This window comes from Aestuariivivens marinum (assembly GCF_022662175.1).
Taxonomy (GTDB): domain Bacteria; phylum Bacteroidota; class Bacteroidia; order Flavobacteriales; family Flavobacteriaceae; genus Aestuariivivens; species Aestuariivivens marinum.
Genome location: NZ_JAKMCR010000002.1, coordinates 15,918 through 34,345, shown reverse-complemented (window position 1 = coordinate 34,345; position 18,428 = coordinate 15,918). Strand labels below are relative to the sequence as shown.

Genomic DNA, 18,428 nt, shown 5'->3' with positions numbered 1-18,428 from the left:
CAAACATGATATTATGAAACTTAAAAACCTACTTATATGTGTTCTGTTTACTACCGCAACCTTTGGTTATGGTCAGGAGCTTAATTTGCCTGTATATACCCAGTATTTGGCCGATAACGATTTTGTGGTCTCACCAACCTTTGCGGGTATAGGAGATTATTTGAAGATCAGGGCAAATGGATTGACCCAATGGGTTGGTATCAAAGATGCACCAGATAACCAGTCAGTATATGCAGATATCCGAATTGGTGATCGTTCAGGACTCGGAGCTTCTTTTTACAATGATCGTAACGGTAATACCATACAAACAGGATCCAAGTTTTCATTTGCCCACCATTTGATTTTGGATGTGACGTCTGAACAGTATCTATCGTTGGGAATTTCATTGAACGTTAATAATTTTAGAATTGACATCAATAATTTTGTGGGTTATGATAGCAATGGGAATCCAATACCAGCATCGGCGCTAGGTATTGAAGACGATAGGGCACAATCTAATTTAAACTTCGATGTAGGGGCTTTGTACCGATACAAGGATTTCTTTATTAGTTTGAACCTAAACAACATCCTTGATAAAAGTTTGGATGAATTTAAGGATATTCAAAACCAGATTTTTCAAGAAGAGCCACGATTTTTAATGAATTATCAAATTTATGCTGGCTATGTGTTCGGAAAGCCCATACGTAATGGCCTGCAGTTTGAGCCCTCTATATTTTACCAAATGTTTACCAGCGACAAGCGTTCTAGTACGGACTTCAATTTTAAGGTAAAGAAGTTTGGTAGGAACGACAACTATGTGTTTGGAGGGATATCCTATCGTTTTTTGAACGACCAATTCTTAAAACCTCTTAATGTTGGACCTATGCTGGGGCTAAATCAAAATAAGTTCTATTTTGCCTATGCTTACCAAATCACGGCTAATGGTTTGTCTGCCTATAATTCTGGAACACATGTGGTTACAATTGGATTGAATTTCTTAAGGGGTATTAGTAATTGTCCTTGTACAAAGACTAGGGTAAGGTATTAATTGAAGTTGGGCAATAGTGTTTATTTGTTTTCTTCTTTAAATTTTAAGTGTAAAATTATTTTGCCTTTATTTGGGACGGGACCATAATGAATGCAGCCACAACTTAATATATCTGTATCAACATACTCAACATCCTTTATTTTTTACTGATAATGGAGTATAATATTTAACCATACTAAAATGGGAGGCCAATTGGCCTCCCATTTCATTTTTAATAATTTAAATTCTAAACTGCTACATCATGCTCACGTAGGGCGTCATTTAAAGAGGTTTTCTTATTGGTACTTTCCTTGCGTTTACCAATTATTAAGGCACAAGGCACATTATAACTGCCAGAAGGGAACGTTTTGGCATAACTACCAGGAATAACTACAGAACGTGCTGGTACGCGACCTTTCATTTCAATTGGGGTATCTCCGGTTACATCAATTATTTTGGTTGATCCTGTTAAAACCACATTAGCCCCTAAAACAGCCTCGGTTTCTACATGTACACCTTCTACCACAATACAACGTGAGCCAATAAAGGCGTTATCTTCTATAATTACTGGCGCAGCTTGTAGAGGTTCTAACACACCTCCTATACCTACACCACCGGATAAGTGTACATTTTTGCCAATTTGCGCACAACTACCCACAGTAGCCCAAGTGTCTACCATTGTACCTTCATCTACATAAGCACCAATATTTACATAACTGGGCATTAAAATGGTGCCACTTGAAATATAGGCGCCATGTCTGGCAACAGCATGTGGAACAACCCTAATACCTTTCTGAGCATAACCCTTTTTTAATGGGATTTTATCATGGAACTCAAGAGGTCCAGCTTCAATAGTTTCCATTTTTTGTATGGGAAAGTATAAAACAACCGCTTTTTTAACCCACTCATTAACTTGCCACCCACTATCTAATGGTTCTGCTACGCGCAATTGGCCGGCATCCAATAAGTTGATAACTTGCCTTATGGCATTAATGGTTTTTTCGTTGTTTAATAAGGATCTATCCTCCCAAGCCTGTTCTATGGTTTGTTGTAATTCTGTCATTGGTCATTAAATTTTCACAAATATACTAGCTATAGTTATTTTATGGAGTAATTTATTGATAAAAATCCTATTAGTTTATTGGTAATTTGGCAACATAAAATCATTGTTTTTACTTTGAACGTATTAATTTTTTTGATGAAGTGCATTAATGTTGTCTTTTGGTCGGTAAAGTTGTGGTTTTTATCAGTTTATCGATAGAAATAATCACATTTTCTAATAATCGAAAATACCAAATGCTACAACTAATTTTTTGTATTTGAGGGGTTTTACTGTTCTATATTTGAATAAGAAATCAAAACCCAAATCTGATGAAAACTTTATACATAACTTTAATCTTAGTACTTTCTTTCACACTTTCTAATGCACAAAGTGAAGTAGAAACAAAGCAAGATGGTCAAGAAATTGTTGTAAAGACATTGGAAATGGATGTTGAAATAGATACTTTAAAATTAAAGGAAGCTATTTCTAAAACCAGTGATATTAAAAACTTTTTAAACAGGGAACGCAAAGTTGAAAATATTAAATTGGTTTTCCCTAAAATTAACAGACGTAAGATCGCTTAAGCTTAGACATATTCAAATATTAATAGAGGTTAAACTTTTGAGGAAAGATCATCTTATTTAGATGATCTTTTTTACTTTTATGACTATTTTTGACTTTTAAAGATATGGGACGTATTTTAGCTTTAGACTACGGATTAAAAAGAACGGGAATTGCGGTTACCGATGAACTTCAAATCATTGCTTCAGGTTTAACTACAGTAGATACAGAAAAGTTGTTATTGTTTTTGCAGGATTATCTCGATAAGGAGAAGGTAGATTTATTTTTGGTTGGAGAGCCTAAGCAAATGGACAATACCCCTTCTGAAAGCGAAGCCTTAATCAAGCCGTTTTTGGTTAAATTAACTGAACAATTTCCCAATATTCCAATAAAAAGAGTTGATGAACGCTTTACTTCTAAAATGGCTTTTCAGACCATGATAGATAGCGGAGTTAAAAAAAAACAGCGTAAAAATAAAGCCCTTTTAGATGAAATAAGTGCCACATTAATTCTGCAAAGCTATTTATATTCAAAAATTTTGTAATAATATACGTTATAAATTTTTTGTTTAATTTAATTCATAAAAACATAAAAACACTATTACTAATATTACTTTCTTTTTTGTCGTAAATTTTGTTAGTGCTGATCCATTTCCAGATGGAGGAATAACTTCATTAAGCGGTACTCAAATTATTTTTACTTAAACTTCATTTAATTCTTCGTGAGTAGATATTCCAATGCAAATTATTGTAGATGAACTTCTACTTTTGACTTAGATCAGTTTTCATGTTCTGAAGGTTTCACAGCATACAATTTTACCTATGGACCAGCAATATCTGAACAAGATTTTACGGGTACCTGTGGATTTGATACTACATGCGATTATAATGGGGGAACTTTGCCTGTAGAGGAATTTATTTTAAATAAAACATTAAATATATTTCCAAACCCTTTACGACATGGAAATGATATAACTGTATCTTTTGGCAGCCTAATTACAGTAAAAGCCAGTCTCTATAGTATTACTGGTAAAAAAATATTTCAGGTTAATATTGAAAACCAGGATAGAAAAGTGATTAATTTAACCAATTTGGTAAATGGAGTGTACATGCTAAAGATTGAAAAAGGCGAAGCCTTGGTAACACGGAAAATAGTTATAATGAAATAATTTTTATTTTCAGCAAACAACATAGGTAATGTATCTCTGTAAACTCAAATTTTATTTATGACTACACAAAATTTAATTTCAATTTTTTAGTATATTTTATTTTTCATTCATTTTATATGAATTTATAAATGAAAAAATTCATGTATTTTTGTGCGACTAAAAAAAGCAAATCAAGACAATGATTTTACCTATTGTAGCCTATGGAGATCCAGTGTTAAGGAAAAAAGCAACCAATATTTCAAAGGATTATCCAAACTTGGATGTGTTATTGACAAATATGTTTGAAACTATGTACAATGCCTATGGGGTAGGGTTGGCTGCTCCACAAATAGGCTTGCCAATCCGCCTGTTTTTGGTAGACACTTCGCCGTTTGCTGAAGATGAAGAACTTTCAGACGAAGATAAAGATGCTTTAAAAGACTTTAAACGCATATTTATAAATGCAAAAATAATAGATGAAGAAGGGGAATCTTGGACATTTAACGAAGGTTGTTTGAGTATTCCTGATGTTAGGGAAGATGTATTGAGGCAACCCAAGATAACGATTGAATATTTTGATGAGAATTTTAATGCACATACTGAAACTTTTAATGGTTTGATTGCTAGAGTTATTCAGCATGAATATGATCATATTGAAGGTATTTTGTTTACCGATAAACTTTCTGGTCTTAAAAAAAGACTATTAAAGAGTAAGCTTAACAACATTTCGAAAGGTAATATTCGTGTGGATTATAAAATGCGATTCCCAAATCAAAAAAAGAAAAGGTAGTGTTTGTAATCAATAGATAAAAAAATATATTTGTCCCCTTTCAAAACAATAATTTATGAGCTTAGAAAAGATATTGTCAATATCTGGAAAACCAGGATTATATAAGTTAATTACACAAACACGTGGTGGTTTTGTAGCAGAATCATTAATCGATAAAAAAAGACTTTCAGTAAGAATTCAGCAAAATGTAAGCTTACTTAGTGAAATAGCCATTTATACTTTGTCAGAAGAAGTACCTCTAAGGCAAGTTTTTGAAAATATTAAGCAAAAAGAAAAAGGAGCTAAGACAAGTGTTAACCCTAAAGACAGTAAAGATAAGCTTGAAGAATACTTTTTTGGTGTTTTGCCAGATTATGATGAAGATAGGGTTTATGCCAGTGACATAAAAAAAGTCATTCAGTGGTATAATCTGTTACACGAACACAATATGCTAGATGATTTAACTACTGAAATTGAAACTGTCAATGGTGTTGACGAGGAAGAATAATAAATCGCAAGGCTTATTTTGAAAAATAAGCCTTTTTCTTTTCTTAATTAAGGATTGATTTTCAATTCCTTTTTAAGAAATTTCGCCGTATGGCTTTTAGGATGTGTCATAACCTCTTCTGGAGTTCCTTCGGCTATAATTTTACCGCCTCGTTTTCCACCTTCATAACCTATGTCAATAATATGGTCTACAGTCTTAATAACATCCATATTATGCTCTATAATGAGTACCGTATTGCCTTTATTAACTAATTTGTTAAGAACCAACATAAGGACTCTAATATCTTCAAAATGAAGACCAGTAGTGGGTTCATCTAAAATATAAAAGGTGTTCCCAGTATCGCGTTTACTTAATTCGGTAGCCAGTTTTATGCGCTGAGCCTCACCACCAGAAAGCGTTGTGCTTTGTTGCCCTAGGGTAATGTAACCCAAACCAACATCTTTAATGGTTTTAAGTTTTTTGTAAATTTTGGGAATATGTTCAAAGAAATCTACCGCTTCATTAATCGTCATATTCAACACATCACTTATCGATTTTCCTTTGTATCTAATCTCAAGTGTCTCCCTATTAAAGCGTTTGCCTTGACAGGTTTCACATTCCACATAAACATCAGGTAAAAAATTCATCTCAATAACGCGAAGACCACCACCTTTACAAGTTTCACAACGCCCTCCAACAACATTAAAGCTAAAACGTCCAGCTTTATAACCTCTTATCATAGCTTCAGGAATTTTAGCAAATAAAGCCCGTATTTCACTAAAAACACCTGTATACGTAGCAGGATTACTTCGTGGTGTCCTACCAATTGGAGATTGGTTAATGTCAATGACTTTATCAATATGTTCCAAGCCTTTAATGCTTTTGTAAGGCATGGGCTTTATTACACCGTTAAAATAGTGGGCATTTAAAATAGGATAGAGCGTTTCATTGACTAAAGTAGATTTGCCACTACCAGAGACTCCTGTAACTCCTATCATTTTTCCTAAAGGAAACTTTACTGAAATGTTTTTAAGGTTGTTACCAGTACATCCTTTTAATTCTAAAAACTTATTATTTCCTGAACGACGCTTTTTAGGAATTTCTATCGCTTTGGTACCGTTTAAGTAATCGGCCGTAAGGGTGTGGTGTGTTTTTAATTCATCTGGACTGCCTATACTAATAATTTCACCACCATGCCTACCAGCTTTAGGACCAATATCTACAACATAATCGGCTCGTTCAATCATGTCCTTGTCGTGTTCTACTACAATGACAGAATTTCCAATATTGCGAAGTGATACCAAGGAATTGATTAGCTTCTCATTATCACGCTGATGCAGCCCTATACTTGGTTCATCCAAGATATACAGTACACCAACTAATTGTGATCCTATTTGCGTAGCTAAGCGAATACGTTGAGCTTCGCCACCTGAAAGAGACTTAGAACTACGATTTAATGATAGATAGTCTAAACCAACATCCAATAAAAATTGAAGTCTTGATTTTATTTCCTTCAAGATTTCTTCTGAAATCTTGAATTGCTTTTTTGACAAATGATTTTCTAAATCATTAAACCACTGTGCCAATTCAGCAATATCTATTTTAACAAGTTCAGCAATGTTTTTGTGGTTAATCTTGAAGTATAGAGATTCTTTTTTAAGCCTAGAACCTTCACAAACAGGGCATGTAACTTTATCCATAAAGTTCTTAGCCCAGCGCTTTAATGAGGTAGATTCAGCACTTTTGTATTGGTTTTCAATGAAATTAGCTACACCCTCAAATTCAATTTTGTAATTTCTGGTGACTCCTAAAGTTTTACTTTCAACCGAAAATTTTTCATTGCCTCCATACAGAATTATATCTTTTGCTTCTTGCGGAATGGATTTCCAAGAATCACTCAGTTTAAAATTATATCGTTGCGCTATCGTTTCTAGCTGTTTAAAAATCCAACTATTTTTTTCAGGACCATGAGGTACTAGGGCTCCATTCTTTATAGAAAGTGTTTCATTAGGGATAATCTTTTTTTCATTAATTTGGTATAATGTTCCAATGCCATTACAATTATTACAGGCTCCTTTAGGTGAATTAAATGAAAAATTGTTGGGTTCTGGATTCGGATATGAAATGCCTGATGTAGGACACATCAATTTTCGACTAAAATAGCGTAAAGTATTAGTATCCTGGTCAATAATTAAAAGGACATCATTACCATGGTACATGGCCGTATTGATACTTTCGGTAAGACGTTTGTCATTATCTACAGTATCATCAATTTTTAATCGGTCTATAACAATTTCTATATCATGAGTTTTGTACCGGTCTAAGCGCATGCCTTTAACAAGATCTCGTATTTCACCATCTGTTCTAACTTTTACAAAGCCTTGTTTTGCAATTTGTTCAAATAATTCGCGATAATGTCCTTTACGGGACTGTATAACAGGAGCTAAAATGTTTATACGTTTACCGTTAAAATTTTCGAGTATTAATTGTTTGATCTGATGATCGCTATAGCTAACCATTTTCTCACCAGTATTATAACTGTATGCATCACTTGCCCTAGCAAATAATAAACGAACAAAGTCATAGATTTCGGTGATAGTGCCTACAGTAGATCTAGGTGATTTGCTGGTTGTTTTCTGTTCTATGGAAATAACAGGGGAGAGTCCATCAATTTTATCGACATCAGGACGCTCCAAACCTCCTATAAACTGTCTTGCATACGCCGAAAAGGTTTCAATATAACGTCGTTGCCCTTCCGCGTAGATAGTATCGAATGCCAATGATGATTTACCACTTCCGGATAAGCCTGTAATGACAACTAACTTTTCACGTGGAATAGATACATCAATGTTTTTAAGATTATGTACCCGTGCTCCTTTTACTTCAATAAAGTCCTCAAATTGGCTCATAAATTTGCAAAAGTGCAAAGTTACGATTTTAGATGTTAAAATTTATGTAAGGTTAGTTTACCTTTTTTTCTATATGTTCTTTACCAATGATTATTACAAATTCTTAAGAGTACAAATAAGTTACGATTTAATAGTGGATAATTCTCCAGATTCTACAGCGGCTTTGTAATTGGCTTTTACCTTTGTTAAGAATCCAAAAAATTTCTTACCGTCTTGCTTCTCCAGTATAACATAAGTATCTCCCTTTTTATTGGTAATCAATTCCTTAATAACCACAGCATTACCATAGAGACTTTTGTAGTTAGCTACCTTACCTCTTTTGGCAATAAAATTTTTCTTAGGAAAAGCAATATGGTTATAGGATTGTCCAATAGGTGCATTGATTGTTAATTTATCGCCAACTTTGGGTTTGTCTTGTGCATTAATTGTCAAAGCTGTTACAAATAAAACTATGGATAAAATTAATCTTTTCATATTAATATGTTTAAGAATTTGAATTTTCATCAAAAATAACGGTAAAAATTAATTGAGGCAACTTGCTTTGTGTTGTGCTTATTTATTATATACTATCGATTAAAGAGTGAACCCCTATAAATTTTAAGGGTAACAATTTGTAAGGGTTGTTAAGATGAGAATATGATGCCTTGTTAAGTAGTATTTTTATTTTTAAAAGAATAAATTTATTGCTTTTACCCCTCATATTGTAGGGTTAGGCTTGAGTTTTATACTCTATTAAATTTAACAAAACTTTATGAATTTTGACCTGGAACTTAATGAGAATCTTGAATTTCTATAGTATTATTGTGTTGAATTTACTAGTAAATATTTTGAAATAATTATTTTTAAGGAATTAGGAATTATAAAAGGTATTATATATGAAATTATTAGGTATAGGATCAAGAATTGATCATTCAGAATATGGCAAAGGGGTAATAACTAATGTAACATCACAACATTATTGGGTGACATTCATTGACAACGGATTGGAAACTATAGATTTAGATAGTGAATTTAATATTATAGAAGCTGCTGATGGAGATGTTGATACTGTTAGTTTTTTTGAGGTTGAAACCAGTTTGGTCCAAATATTAAAAAAGTGGAGTGATGTTAGTGAAGTAGTGCCTATAGCCGATAAATGGAAAGGAGGCACTATGCTTTTGCAACCTGCAGATAGGTCACTACAAAATAAGGAAGTGCCAATAGATACGTTTTTTCATAAAATTACCATGGTTCGCGATCGTTTACGGGTTATGGAGCAACGAATCAATTCCAGTAACTTGGATGAACAAGGTAAGATAGATTTACAGCAATACATTACCAGAATATATGGTAGTTTAACTACATTTAACGTACTGTTTAAATCAAAATCACACCAATTTGTAGGACAAAAAGGGAAGTAAGCTGAAAGATAAAAGTCTAAAGAGACGTTTTAATATTGTCAATTTCTAATCCAAAAATCAAAAACCGGTGAAGCTGGGGTAATTGAGCACCACTTTCTGTGGTAATCCAATTATTCCATGTAGCTTCTATACCATCAATTGGCAAAAGTGATGTCCACATTTTAAATGCTTTTGGTTTATTGGCACTATCAAATAGCCACAAATAAGAATCCTCGGTAGCCATGCCGTTTGTTTCATAAGTTACAAGCAACGCATCTTCATTATTATAAGAAACTAGTTGACGTTCTACACCTTCGTCAAACACTTTGTATGGTGCTACAAGCCAAAAGGAATCATTGTTAAAGTAATTTATAGCTTTTTCAATAAGTTCTTCCGCCATCTCCCCATCAATTATGAATCCATGAACGTATGCTTTATGCGCATTAGAGTCCTTTAAATTAAGGTTTACTTTAAAATCCTTCCATAAAACATCACAGGTCTCTTTGCTTTTGTACCACTTATAATGTCTACGTTTCTTAAAGGTCCATTCTATATAGTCAGTATTCTTATAGGCATCATAGTCCAATGCATTTAACATTTTATGTGCCAAGGCATCTGCCTGTTCTCCTGAAGTTCCTATTGGCAAGGGTTCGTTATATTTATAGTATAAAAACGCATATAATAACAAACTTGGCAATGTTATGAATACCAATGCCCCAAAAGTTACTTTTAGTATTTTTTTTAATCTCATATTATGCCCCAATTTTAGGTTAAAAACCTAAATCTTATCAAACTAAGGTATTAATTGTAAATGAGTATAAGAAAGAAAAACATTAAAAACCGATAGCTGCATCATCCCCTCGATAATCTGCACCACCTTCTAACAAGTCATCCTCTAAAACAAGTATTCCATCGACCTGACCAATTGTGGGCGAATCTTTTTCATTAATTAAATACCCTAATTTTTGTAGTTCATATATAAGGGTTTTATCAAAAGAGTTTTGCTCCATTTTAATTTCATCTGGGAGCCATTGATGATGAAATCGTGGTGCATTGACAGCTTCTTGCATTGTCATGTTGAATTCATGGACATTTAAAATAGTTTGCAATACCGATGTAATTATGGTTGGTCCTCCCGGAGTGCCTACGGACATAAATAACTTTCCATTTTTTTCAATTATTGTAGGGGCCATGGAGCTTAACATGCGTTTTTCGGGTGCAATGCTATTAGCCTCTGCACCTACAAGTCCATACATATTGGGCACACCTGGTTTACTACTAAAATCGTCCATTTGATTATTAAGAAAAAAACCAAGTTCAGTACAGTATAATTTAGAACCGTAGGCTCCATTAAGTGTTGTTGTTGCTGAAATGGCATTACCAAATTGGTCAATTATGGAATAATGGGTAGTTTCGTCACTTTCAATAATTTCAATATTACCATGGCTTATTTCTCTGGATTTAGAGGCTTTTTTAAATGAAAAGTCACGCATACGCCCTTTTAAATAACCTATATTCATTAATTTTGAAACTGGAATATCAACGAAATCGGGATCACCCAAATAATAATTTCTATCGGCATATGCTCTGCGTTGAGCTTCAGTTAGCACTTGAATGGTTTTAAGTGAATTATGTCCGTATTCATGTAAATCAAAAGGCTCAATCATATGCATGATTTGTGACAAACAAACACCGCCGCTTGTAGGTGGTGGCATTGAAATGATTTTCATATTGTCATAGTTAAAAACTATGGGAGTTCGCCACTTAGCTTCGTATTTTTCTAAATCCTCCAAGGTTATAATGCCACCATTGTCTTTAATAAAGTTGACCAAAATTTTAGCTGTTTCCCCTTTATAAAACCCAGCTTTACCATAAGTGGCGATACGCTCTAAAGTTCTAGCTAATTTAGGATATGTAATAGTATCACCCACTTTCCATGGTTTGTCAAAAGGAATAGAATCTTTATTAGCCTTAAGGAATGATGGTTGGTGTTTTTTAATTCGTTTTTCCTGTTTTCCGGTAACTATAACACCTTTGTATGCCAAGGTAATAACAGGTTTTAAAATGCTGTCCATAGGAATACTGCCAAATTTTTCGTGTACTGCAAAAACACCTGCAACAGTACCAGGGACGCCCACAGAAATAGCTCCTAAAGTACTTTTGTTGGGGATAACATTTCCCAATGAATCCAAAAACATGTTTTTAGTTGCAGCTAGTGGTGCTTTTTCACGATAGTCTATAGCGCCTATAGATCCATTGTTTCTTCGATATACCATAAAGCCCCCACCACAAATATTGCCTGCATATGGATAAGCTACTGCCAGGGCTAATTCAGTAGCAACCATGGCATCGAATGCATTGCCACCCTTTTTAAGTATGTCACTACCAATTTTTGAAGCTTCTATGCGAGCAGAAACCACCATAGCATGTTTGGTTATCAAGCCTCGTCCATGCTCTTTTGGTATTATTTGTTCAGCAGCTTCCTTGCATGAAAAGAAAATGGAAAAAAGGAGTATTATATAAATGCTTCTATTCATAGGAGCCCTTATTTATGATAAGTTCTTTGAGTTTTTTATTAGAAAAAATGATAAGGTCATTAAAAAAATTTGAAAATTCAGTTTCAAATTGCCTGTAAAATGCTTCTAACTCATTTATGGCCTGGTCCATTCCTGAACGGTTTTTAGTTCTACGGTTCATTCCATCTAGCACTCGAGCTATGCCATCAATAGAGGCATAGCTCAATAACCAGTTGTTAGACACCATAAAAGGAATCATTTTTTTTATCCTAACGGGTAGTAAATCATAATGGGTTTCTAGTGAATCGTAAAATAGTTGTACATATAAATCTAGAGGGATTGAGGAATACTTAATCCAGTTTTTTGCTAAAAAATGGTCATATAAGATATCTACAATCACACCCGAATAATGCCCGTATTTGTCATGTAAACGTCTGGTACTTTGTCTTACGGTGTCATGGGTATCTGTATAGGTATCAATTTCCCTATGTAATAAAATACCAGTTTGAACATCACTAGGATATTTTTTATAGTCTTTTCCTTTTATGCCATCAGCAATAAAGTTACCAATGGTAATTAGGTCATTTTCTCCTGATAAATAAATATGAGCTAAAAAATTCATTGGTGTAATTTACAAATATGGTTTAAAGAAAGTGCCGTGTTTTAAATAATTATTAATTATTGGACGTTATTTTGTTATAACCACAAAAGCAATTTCAGGCTAACAAAAGCATAAAGCGAAACAATAAAATACCATTTTCTAATTGTATATTTGTACACTAATTCAATGCCTAATATTTATGACACTTATTAAATCAATTTCAGGAATAAGAGGAACCATAGGGGGTCTTGTTGGTGATAATTTAACACCAATTGATGCCGTTAAGTTTGCTGCAGCTTATGGTGTTTGGATTAAACAGCAGCGTAATAAGGAAAATTATAAAGTTGTTGTTGGACGAGATGCACGAATTTCTGGAAAAATGATTCAAAATCTGGTAATGAACACCTTAATTGGACAAGGTATTAATGTGATAAATGTAGGGTTGTCTACAACGCCAACCGTAGAGGTAGCAGTACCCATGGAGCATGCCGATGGAGGGATTATACTTACGGCTAGTCATAATCCGAAACAGTGGAACGCTTTAAAGTTATTAAATGATAAAGGCGAGTTTTTAGACGGAAAAGATGGTGCTAGAATATTAGATATAGCTGAAGGAGACAATATCGAGTTTACAGATGTTGATAACCTTGGAAAAATCACTAAGAATGATGCTTACTTTGATTTGCATATTATTGAGGTATTAGATTTGCCACTGGTGAATGTGAAGTCAATTGAAGAAGCACGTTTTAAAGTGGTAGTAGATGGTGTAAATTCAACAGGGGGTATTGCTGTGCCATTATTGCTGGAACGCATGGGGGTTCATGTCGTAAAGTTGTATTGTGAACCAAATGGTCATTTTCCACATAATCCAGAACCGCTAAAGGAGCATTTAATGGATCTTTCAGAAAAAGTAGTTAAAGAGCATGCAGATTTTGGTATTGTCGTTGATCCAGATGTAGATCGTTTAGCCTTTGTAGATGAAAATGGTGAGATGTTTGGTGAAGAATATACATTAGTAGCCTGTGCCGATTATGTATTAAGTAGAACATCGGGAAATACAGTTAGTAATATGAGCTCTACAAGAGCACTTAGAGACATTACTGAAAAGTATGGTGGTACTTATGAGGCGAGCGCTGTTGGGGAGGTCAATGTGGTGAAGCTTATGAAGCAAAATAAAGTAGTTATTGGTGGTGAAGGGAACGGAGGAATTATTTATCCAGAGTTACATTACGGTCGTGATGCCTTAGTTGGAATTGCTTTATTTTTAAGTTTGTTGGCCGATAAAAAAATGTCAGTAAGTGAACTGCGGAAGACTTATCCTAATTACTTTATGAGCAAAAAGAAAATTGAGTTAACTCCAGATTTGGATGTTGATGCCATTTTGAAAGAAATAGAAGCGCGTTACCAAAACGAGCAAATAAACACAATTGATGGTGTAAAAATAGATTTTGCTGAAAGTTGGGTGCACTTACGAAAGAGTAACACAGAGCCTATTATTAGAATTTATACCGAAGCTAAATCACAATATGAGGCCGATGCTTTAGCCAATAAAATAATTAATGAGATTAAGGAAGTAGCTAATTTGTAGAAAGTTTTAAGTTTTTAATTTAAAACTAAATTATTTAATAAAATAAATTATTTTAAGTCTATGAATAACAGATAATTAGAAATATAGTATTTATCTGTTCAATTAAATATTGACAGTATTGCCAACAGGAATTTACATTACCTCTTCTTGAATTCCTAATATTGTATTTTATCCTTGTGTTTCCAGCGTTTATGTGTCCAAAAATAGTACTCTGGAGCTTCATAAATTTGTTTTTCAACTTCTCGTAAAAACAAATCAGTTAATTCATAATCCTTAAATTTTTTTGGTGTTTCGGTAAGCGTTATAATTTCTGCCTTATAATATCCACGTTTAACTTTTTTAACCTTTAAGTAAGCAATTGTTAAATTTAATTTTTTTGCCAAGCGCTCAGCTCCTGTAAAGCATGGTACTCTTACATCCATAAATTTACCCCAATACACTTCTTTGCTTAATCTAGGTGATTGATCACTTAAAAAAGCAACAACGCTTTTAACACCTTGACTTTCATTATTGGTAACTGTAGAAATGGTCTCTTTTGTACTAATAAGTGTGGTTTTAAATTTGGACCGAATATTTCTAACCAATCTATCAAAGTAAGGATTGGATAATTTTTTATAAACTCCATAACCTTCAAAAGCGATATGATTTTGAATTTCTATGGCCCATTCCCAACTGGCGTAATGGCCAAACATTAATATAACGCTTTTATTTAGTGATTCCAACCGTTTTAATTCATCAGTATTCACAATATGAAACCGATTTTTTAGTTCTTTTTTAGAGATATTCATGGTTTTGGCCATCTCTAAAAACATATCACAAAGGTGTCTATAAAATGTTGTTCTAATGAAGTGAATTTCTTGTTTGGATTTATAGGGGAATACCAATTTCAAATTTTCAGTAACCACTTTTTTTCTATAACCTATAATATAATAAAGTAATATAAAAACTATATCTGAGAGTATATATAATAATCTAAAGGGAAGTACGGAGATAAACCACAAAAAAGGATAGACCAAAATATAAATTAGGAATTGCATGAATTAGTTTTAGATTTGTAGCCGCAAAGATAGATTAATTTGATTGTAAACTTAATAAGCAATGGACATAAACATTATTACCATAATAATTATTGCCGTCAATGTTATTATATCCTATAAAGGTTTTGGAGACTTTGATTTTTTTGAAAAATATAAATTTCATGTTGGAGCTGTAAGACGAGGTGAGCAAATTCGATTATTTAGCTCTGGGTTTCTACATGTCGATAATGCACATTTGTTTTTTAATATGTTTACTCTCTACTTTTTTGCAGATGTTGTAATTGGATTATTAAGCGTTACCAAATTTATAATCATTTATTTTGGAAGTCTGATATTAGGAAGTTTATTGTCTTTGTATTTTCATAAAAATGAGTATCATTATTCGGCTGTAGGTGCTAGTGGAGCTGTTATGGGAGTAATCTATTCAGCTATACTATTGCAGCCAGGAATGAGTTTGTATATGTTATTTATACCCATTCCCATACCTGCTTATGTTTTTGGAATAGGCTATTTATTATATTCTATATATGGTATGAAAAATAGAATTGGAAATATTGGTCATGATGCCCATTTTGGCGGCGCTATTGGTGGATATGCCATTACTTTAATAATAGAACCATGGCTGTTTAAAACCAATTTACTTATGGTCGTATTATTGGCCATTCCAATAATTTTATTGTACATCTTACGGAAAACAGGGAGGATATAAACTAAAGTAACTCTTATTTGAATAAGTATGGCATAGCTATTGCCCCATAATAATAACTGATTAGATATGGTTTTGTTAAATTATTGATAATTAGTTTTTTAGCAAACATTGTTTAATATGAAAAGATAGGTTTAATTTGTTTTAATGACAAATTGACCTAAATGTATACATGAAGAAATCTAATTTTATATCGTTTGACAGTTTGTCATTACAAGAGTTTGATGAGAATTCAGAATTAATTCCGTTAATGACACCAGAAGATGAGGAAGAAATAAATAATGAAGATCTACCTGAAACCTTACCTATTTTATCCTTGCGTAATACCGTTTTGTTTCCTGGAGTAGTTATTCCTATTACAGCTGGACGTGATAAATCCATTAAATTAATTAACGATGCCAATAAGGGGAGTAAAGTTATTGGTGTAGTGGCCCAAAAGGAAGAATCGGTTGAAAACCCTAATGCTAAAGAAATTTACGAAACAGGTACCGTAGCAAGAATATTACGTGTGCTTAAAATGCCAGATGGTAATGTTACGGTAATAATACAAGGGAAAAAACGTTTTCAAGTAGCCGAGGTACTTACTGAAGAACCCTATATGAACGCTACCATTAGGGACTTGCCTGAAGCTAAACCAGCTATAAATAATAAGGAGTTTATGGCAATTATTGATTCTATTAAAGATTTGGCACTTCAAATAATTAAGGAAAACCCTAATATTCCCAGTGAAGCCTCTTTTGCTATAAAAAATATTGAAAGTAATTCATTTTTAGTAAATTTTGTATCGTCCAATATGAGTCTTTCTGTTGAGGAGAAGCAGAAATTATTAGAAATGAATGACCTGAAAAGGCGGGCATTGGCAACACTTAAGTATATGAATATAGAGTTTCAGAAACTGGAACTTAAAAACGACATCCAGTCTAAAGTACAGATGGATATGAGTCAGCAGCAACGCGAATATTTCCTGCACCAGCAAATGAAAACCATTCAAGAGGAATTGGGAGGTGTTAGTCATGATCAGGAAATAGAGGAAATGAAGTTGCGTGCCCAGAGTAAACAATGGGATGATAAAGTAGCTAGGCATTTTGAAAAGGAAATTGCCAAAATGCAGCGTATGAATCCACAAGTGGCAGAATATTCAATACAAAGAAACTATTTGGATTTATTTTTGGAGTTACCATGGAATGAATACAGTGAAGACCAGTTCGATTTAAAGCGTGCGATGAAAATTTTGGATCGAGACCATTTTGGTTTAGAGGATGTAAAACGTCGTATTATAGAATATTTGGCGGTTTTAAAGCTTCGTAACGATATGAAATCACCTATTCTTTGTTTGTATGGTCCTCCAGGTGTGGGTAAAACCTCATTAGGAAAGTCTATTGCCGAAGCTTTGGGCAGGGAATATGTGCGTATGTCCTTAGGAGGTTTACGCGATGAAGCTGAAATTCGTGGGCATAGAAAAACCTATATAGGTGCCATGCCAGGACGTATTATTCAAAGTATAAAAAAAGCTGGAACTTCGAACCCTGTTTTTGTGTTGGATGAGATTGATAAATTATCCAACTCACATCAAGGCGATCCGTCATCAGCTATGTTGGAGGTGTTGGATCCTGAACAGAATAATGATTTCTATGATAATTTTCTGGAAATGGGTTATGACTTATCTAAAGTTATGTTTGTGGCAACTTCGAATAGCTTGAATACAATTCAGCCAGCGTTACTAGATCGAATGGAAATCATTAACGTAACAGGTTACACCATTGAGGAAAAAGTTGAGATTGCCAAGCGTCATTTGTTGCCTAAGCAATTAAAGGAGCATGGTTTAAATGCTTCACATTTAAAGATTGGTAAGCCTCAATTGGAAAAAATTGTTGAAGGTTATACACGTGAATCAGGAGTGCGTGGCCTTGAAAAGCAAATTGCAAAAATGGTACGCTATGCTGCCAAGAATATTGCTATGGAAGAAGAATACAACATTAAAATTACCAATGAGGACATTATAGAAGTGTTAGGTGGCCCAAAATTAGAGCGCGATAAATATGAAAACAATAATGTGGCTGGTGTAGTAACAGGTTTGGCGTGGACGCGTGTTGGTGGTGATATTCTATTTATAGAATCCATTTTATCTAAAGGTAAGGGCAACTTGAGTATTACTGGGAATTTGGGGAATGTGATGAAGGAATCGGCTACTATTGCCCTGCAATACATAAAGTCTAATGCCAAAGACCTTGGTATTAACCCTGATGTGTTCGATAAATACAATGTGCATATTCATGTACCAGAAGGTGCAACACCAAAAGATGGCCCAAGTGCTGGAGTTACCATGTTAACATCTTTAGTGTCGTTGTTCACGCAGAAGAAGGTGAAGAAAAGTTTAGCCATGACAGGGGAAATCACTTTGCGTGGTAAAGTATTGCCTGTAGGTGGTATTAAGGAAAAGATTTTAGCAGCCAAACGCGCTAGAATCAAAGAGATATTGTTGTGCGAAGATAACCGTCGTGATATTGAAGAAATTAAACAAGAATACCTAAAAGGTTTAACATTCCATTTTGTCACAGATATGAGTGAGGTTATAGCTATCGCTATTACCAGCCAAAAGGTTAAAAATGCGAAAAAATTATAAGGGATTTGATTTATTAATATTCGATTTAATTAAGTTTCTTAACTTATATTTTCTTTT

At 33.6% G+C, this 18,428-nt stretch carries 17 protein-coding genes; 10 read left to right on the top strand and 7 right to left on the bottom strand.

Annotation, left to right across the window (positions count from 1 at the left end):
* The first annotated feature begins 13 nt into the window (after positions 1-13).
* A complete protein-coding gene (locus MR053_RS07380) occupies positions 14-1,027 on the top strand; it encodes a PorP/SprF family type IX secretion system membrane protein (protein ID WP_242131829.1) in 1,014 nt (337 codons plus the stop codon).
* 226 nt (positions 1,028-1,253) lie between these two features.
* Here MR053_RS07380 and MR053_RS07375 read toward each other — a convergent pair whose 3' ends face one another.
* Positions 1,254-2,069: a 2,3,4,5-tetrahydropyridine-2,6-dicarboxylate N-succinyltransferase gene (locus tag MR053_RS07375; protein ID WP_242131828.1), complete on the bottom strand. Its 816-nt coding sequence runs from the start codon at positions 2,067-2,069 to the stop codon at positions 1,254-1,256.
* A 308-nt stretch (positions 2,070-2,377) separates the two neighbouring features.
* Between MR053_RS07375 and MR053_RS07370 the strand changes: the two genes are divergently transcribed.
* The 5 genes from MR053_RS07370 to MR053_RS07350 all read left to right on the top strand — a co-directional run bounded on the left by MR053_RS07370 (position 2,378) and on the right by MR053_RS07350 (position 5,033).
* The gene (locus tag MR053_RS07370; RefSeq protein WP_242131827.1) at positions 2,378-2,632 is read left to right on the top strand and encodes a hypothetical protein; all 255 of its coding nucleotides are present in this window, start codon (positions 2,378-2,380) and stop codon (positions 2,630-2,632) included.
* Between the two features lie 104 nt (positions 2,633-2,736).
* Complete coding sequence (gene ruvX, locus MR053_RS07365) at positions 2,737-3,153, top strand: Holliday junction resolvase RuvX (RefSeq protein WP_242131826.1); 417 nt, start codon at positions 2,737-2,739, stop codon at positions 3,151-3,153.
* 354 nt (positions 3,154-3,507) lie between these two features.
* The gene (locus MR053_RS07360) at positions 3,508-3,777 is read left to right on the top strand and encodes a T9SS type A sorting domain-containing protein (protein WP_242131825.1); all 270 of its coding nucleotides are present in this window, start codon (positions 3,508-3,510) and stop codon (positions 3,775-3,777) included.
* Positions 3,778-3,955: 178 nt separating this feature from the next.
* Positions 3,956-4,546, top strand: coding sequence for a peptide deformylase (gene def, locus MR053_RS07355; RefSeq protein WP_242131824.1), 591 nt, complete (start codon positions 3,956-3,958; stop codon positions 4,544-4,546).
* A gap of 55 nt (positions 4,547-4,601) precedes the next feature.
* Positions 4,602-5,033, top strand: coding sequence for a DUF5606 family protein (locus MR053_RS07350; RefSeq protein ID WP_242131823.1), 432 nt, complete (start codon positions 4,602-4,604; stop codon positions 5,031-5,033).
* A gap of 47 nt (positions 5,034-5,080) precedes the next feature.
* Here the strand turns inward: MR053_RS07350 and uvrA are convergent, their stop codons facing one another.
* Together uvrA and MR053_RS07340 are read right to left on the bottom strand one after the other, a co-directional pair.
* A complete protein-coding gene (gene uvrA / locus MR053_RS07345) occupies positions 5,081-7,921 on the bottom strand; it encodes an excinuclease ABC subunit UvrA (protein ID WP_242131822.1) in 2,841 nt (946 codons plus the stop codon).
* Between the two features lie 120 nt (positions 7,922-8,041).
* Positions 8,042-8,395, bottom strand: coding sequence for a hypothetical protein (locus tag MR053_RS07340; RefSeq protein WP_242131821.1), 354 nt, complete (start codon positions 8,393-8,395; stop codon positions 8,042-8,044).
* A 401-nt stretch (positions 8,396-8,796) separates the two neighbouring features.
* Between MR053_RS07340 and MR053_RS07335 the strand changes: the two genes are divergently transcribed.
* A complete protein-coding gene (locus MR053_RS07335; protein ID WP_242131820.1) occupies positions 8,797-9,321 on the top strand; it encodes a hypothetical protein in 525 nt (174 codons plus the stop codon).
* A gap of 16 nt (positions 9,322-9,337) precedes the next feature.
* On the opposite strand, the gene MR053_RS07330 is transcribed toward MR053_RS07335, so the two are convergent.
* From MR053_RS07330 to MR053_RS07320, 3 genes are all read right to left on the bottom strand, one after another.
* The gene (locus MR053_RS07330; protein ID WP_242131819.1) at positions 9,338-10,051 is read right to left on the bottom strand and encodes a hypothetical protein; all 714 of its coding nucleotides are present in this window, start codon (positions 10,049-10,051) and stop codon (positions 9,338-9,340) included.
* An 82-nt stretch (positions 10,052-10,133) separates the two neighbouring features.
* A complete protein-coding gene (gene ggt, locus MR053_RS07325) occupies positions 10,134-11,837 on the bottom strand; it encodes a gamma-glutamyltransferase (protein WP_242131818.1) in 1,704 nt (567 codons plus the stop codon).
* Positions 11,830-12,438 carry an acyl carrier protein phosphodiesterase gene (locus tag MR053_RS07320; RefSeq protein WP_242131817.1) on the bottom strand — a complete coding sequence of 203 codons (609 nt, stop codon included), beginning with the start codon at positions 12,436-12,438 and terminating at the stop codon, positions 11,830-11,832. The genes ggt and MR053_RS07320 overlap by 8 nt, the downstream gene beginning before the upstream one ends.
* Positions 12,439-12,616: 178 nt before the next feature.
* Here MR053_RS07320 and glmM point away from each other — a divergent pair, with 178 nt between their 5' ends.
* A complete protein-coding gene (gene glmM / locus MR053_RS07315) occupies positions 12,617-14,005 on the top strand; it encodes a phosphoglucosamine mutase (protein ID WP_242131816.1) in 1,389 nt (462 codons plus the stop codon).
* A 155-nt stretch (positions 14,006-14,160) separates the two neighbouring features.
* Here the strand turns inward: glmM and MR053_RS07310 are convergent, their stop codons facing one another.
* The gene (locus MR053_RS07310; RefSeq protein ID WP_242131815.1) at positions 14,161-15,042 is read right to left on the bottom strand and encodes a lysophospholipid acyltransferase family protein; all 882 of its coding nucleotides are present in this window, start codon (positions 15,040-15,042) and stop codon (positions 14,161-14,163) included.
* A 61-nt stretch (positions 15,043-15,103) separates the two neighbouring features.
* Here MR053_RS07310 and MR053_RS07305 point away from each other — a divergent pair, with 61 nt between their 5' ends.
* Positions 15,104-15,751, top strand: coding sequence for a rhomboid family intramembrane serine protease (locus tag MR053_RS07305; RefSeq protein ID WP_242131814.1), 648 nt, complete (start codon positions 15,104-15,106; stop codon positions 15,749-15,751).
* A gap of 169 nt (positions 15,752-15,920) precedes the next feature.
* Positions 15,921-18,371 carry an endopeptidase La gene (lon, locus tag MR053_RS07300; protein WP_242131813.1) on the top strand — a complete coding sequence of 817 codons (2,451 nt, stop codon included), beginning with the start codon at positions 15,921-15,923 and terminating at the stop codon, positions 18,369-18,371.
* Positions 18,372-18,428 lie beyond the last annotated feature (57 nt).